The sequence below is a fragment of the Trinickia fusca genome (assembly GCF_003628145.1).
Taxonomy (GTDB): Bacteria; Pseudomonadota; Gammaproteobacteria; order Burkholderiales; family Burkholderiaceae; genus Trinickia; species Trinickia fusca.
In genome coordinates this window covers 1-1431 of record NZ_RBZV01000034.1, presented here as the reverse complement: position 1 = coordinate 1431, position 1431 = coordinate 1, and the positions used below count along the sequence as shown (strand labels likewise).

Sequence of the window (1431 nt, the reverse complement as noted above, 5' to 3'; positions counted from 1 at the left end):
CAGCACCAATCGGGTCTATTACCAGATGGCCGACATCACCTACGACGAGTTGAATCGCGTCGCCGAGGTCGACAGTCCAGGGGTAAAGATCAACTACGAGTACGACGCCAATGGCAACCGGCGCAGGGTGCTGAGTGCCTACACCGACATCAACGGCGCCCCGCAGGTGCAGGACTACTGGTACAAATACGATAGCCAGAACCGCTTCGTGTTGACGATGGGGGCCAAGGGGATGGGCCTGGGCGCAAGCGGGGCGGCGATTACCTACGACGCTGCCGGCGAACGCAGCGGTGCGGCCTATGCCGACGGTCACACCGAAAGTTACGCGTATAACGCGGACGGGTATCTGACCGATGTTTACATCAGCAAGGACGGCAAGGACGCCGACAAGGTGTTGCGGGCCCATCGTGTGTCTGATGCGCTGGGCCGGGTGACGGAATACTTTGAATATGCCGATGACGGTAAAACGATCACGAAGGATGACACGAGCGTATTCGATGACGACAATCGCTTGACGAAGGACACGCAGGTGCTCGCACCTGCGGGGCAGAAATCCCATACCGTCACGCTCACCTACGACTATCGGCTGGACGACGGTCATGGCAACTACACGGGGGCCGATCAGGGTGTGGTGACGCACACCCAGCAGCACGATACGGCCAGCCCCAGCGTGATCGACACGGCGACGGGCTACGTCTGGTGGGACCAGGCCGAGCAAAGCACGATCCAGGTGCGCGGGAGCGACCCGACCAATCCGAACGCATGGCGCTGGGGCACCGGGATGTCGGAGTTCCGCTACGACGTGAACGGCCACTTGCGGCAGGTCGTTGCGCACGGAACCGACAATCAGGGCAGGCTGGTCAGCGATCCCTCGATAGACCGCACGACCACCTATACCAACGATGCGCATGGTCAGGTGTTACAGCGCGACGACGGTGCAGGCGGTGCCCTGACGTTGACGGAGCGGTACTACTATCTGGACGGCAACCGGATTGGCGAAGTCAGCAACAATGGTCCTGCGACGGTTTCGTACGCGGAAGAGCTGGCCCAGGCGGACAGGCTGAAGGCGTTTGGGCAGTTCCGCTACGGACTCCCGGTGACCTCGGCTGACTTCGATCAGAACTATCAACCGATCAACGCGGAATATCCGGGCAAATCTCCGCTCCGTTATACGGTTCATGACGGCGATACGCTGAGCACGATTGCACGTGCGCTCTGGGGCGATGCCTCGCTGTGGTACCTGATCGCCGATGCCAACGGTTTGACGAGCGACAACCATCTGAGCGCGGGCCAGGTGTTGTCGATCCCGAACAAGGTCACCAATTTCCACAATAGCGCGTCGACGTTCAAGGTCTACAACCCTGGGGAGGCGATCGGCGATGCGATGCCGACGTTGCCGCCAGAGCCTATGCCGCCGCCGCCGCCGATGCC

At 61.2% G+C, this 1431-nt stretch carries 1 protein-coding gene; it reads left to right on the top strand.

Going from position 1 to position 1431, the window contains the following annotated elements; all coding sequences use genetic code 11:
- Positions 1 to 1431 (top strand): LysM peptidoglycan-binding domain-containing protein (locus tag D7S89_RS28210; RefSeq protein ID WP_147426790.1); only part of this gene is annotated, 1431 nt, incomplete at both ends.